Origin of the sequence: Streptomyces sp. NPDC002476 (assembly GCF_042889785.1) — a bacterium.
Taxonomy (GTDB): domain Bacteria; phylum Actinomycetota; class Actinomycetes; order Streptomycetales; family Streptomycetaceae; genus Streptomyces.
The window spans coordinates 1-1,679 of sequence record NZ_JBIARH010000105.1 but is presented as its reverse complement, the minus strand read 5'-3'; the positions used below and the strand labels follow the sequence as shown (position 1 = coordinate 1,679).

At 68.6% G+C, this 1,679-nt stretch carries 1 protein-coding gene; it reads left to right on the top strand.

Annotation, left to right across the window (positions count from 1 at the left end):
* Nucleotides 1-182 precede the first annotated feature (182 nt).
* On the top strand, nucleotides 183-1,679 hold a 1,497-nt coding region (locus ACFYXM_RS37085; protein ID WP_389296259.1), incomplete at its 3' end, for a HEAT repeat domain-containing protein.

Genomic DNA, 1,679 nt, shown 5'->3' with positions numbered 1-1,679 from the left:
TACTTGAACAGACCGGGGCAAGACCCGATCTTCTCGCATCGGTGCGGCACCTGCTGCACAACGGCTCACGCAACGAGAAAAGAATCGCTCTCCTCGCCCTCCGTGCGACACCTGCTCCAGATGCCGCCACCGCCGCGCGCACGGCTTTGCTGGACGAAAGTCCGCAGGTGCGCGTCCTGGCCATGGAATTCCTTACAGATGCCTCCGAGGACCCTGGCGGGGATCTCGTGCACATGCTCAACGACCCGGAACCAGATGTGCGTGGCCGCGCCATGAACCTCCTGCTGCGTCGGGAACCCGTGCCCCGGATAGTCAAGGACCTGCTCGCCTCCCCGGACGAGAATCTGAGGGCTTCCGTCATCGACGCGATCGACAACCGTTCGACGAAACGACTGCTCAAGGACCTGCGTCCGAGCCTTCGCGCCCCTGCCCCACGCGTCAGGATGGCCGCGCTCGACGCACTGGCGCGCCTGGGCGCCCTCGCCGACGGAGAACTCGGCGATGCGCTCGGGGACCAGGAGGATTCGGTGCGCACGTCCGCGTTGGAGATCGTGCTGCGCGAAAACCGCTCGATCGCCGACATCCGGCTCACCGATTTCCTCACGGCTCCGAACCCCCGAACGAGAATGCTCGCCCTGCGCGCGTTGGCCCGGTGTCCCGATCCGGGCGCGTGCGAGTGGGTGGAACGTCTGCTCACGGACCCTGTCGCGTATGTCCGACGGCTTGCCATGCGCACCGTGGCATCCATGGAATGCAACGGTACCGAGGAGGCCCTCTCCAGGATTGCCGGGAACGCGGAGCACGAGGACGACAGGTACGAAGCACTCGGCGCCTTGCTCTCACTGGACGCCGACGGCATTCCGGCCGTGCTGTCGCACGCTCTGCGGGACCGGAGTGCCAAGGTCCGTACCCTGGCGTCCGGTGCCGCGCGCCGGTGCGGAGCAGACGTCCCGTGGGCCCTCTTGTCCGAGACCGTTCTCGCGGACCCGTCGCCAGGCGCGCGGTCCGCCGCCGCGGAGAGCCTGGCCGGTGGCCACGACGAGGCCCGGGAATCGCTCGCACGAGCGCTTCTCCTCGATCCCGATCGTGCGGTGCGCCTGACGGCCGCCCGCTCCCTCGCCTCGTTCGGGAGCGCCGCGGTTCCCCACCTGATCCATGCGCTTGAGGACGACGATGCCCGCGTGCGGCGTACGGCGGTGATCGCACTCCGGTCCTCCACCGCTCCTGAGGCGGTCCTGGCCCTGACTGCCTTGGGCGGCGTCGAGCGGGACGAGGAGGTCAGAACGGAGCTCGTCGACTTCCTGACCGGATCGGCCAGAAGCGACGGGTGGGGTTCTCGGGACAGGCAGGCCGCCCGCCCCCTGTTCGATCCCGGTGCCCAGTCCAGAGCGTCCACCTCGTGGCTCACGGATCTGGCGCGCTATCCAACCTCCACGGGCGTCATCTTCTACGCCACCGGATACGTCCGAGCGATCGCCGACGCGAGCGCGGGTGCGCTTGCGCTGTACGCCTACCGAGTCCAGCCCGACGGCGTTGCCCACCCTGACGGCCCTGACCGGCACAGCGGTCTTGCCCAGAGGGACGGCCTTCTGCACGTCTTCTTGCCGCAGCGGCCGGATCTCCACACCGCTTTCTCCGTCACGGAGGAGGAGTTCACCGACGCGTACGGCGTGAGCCGG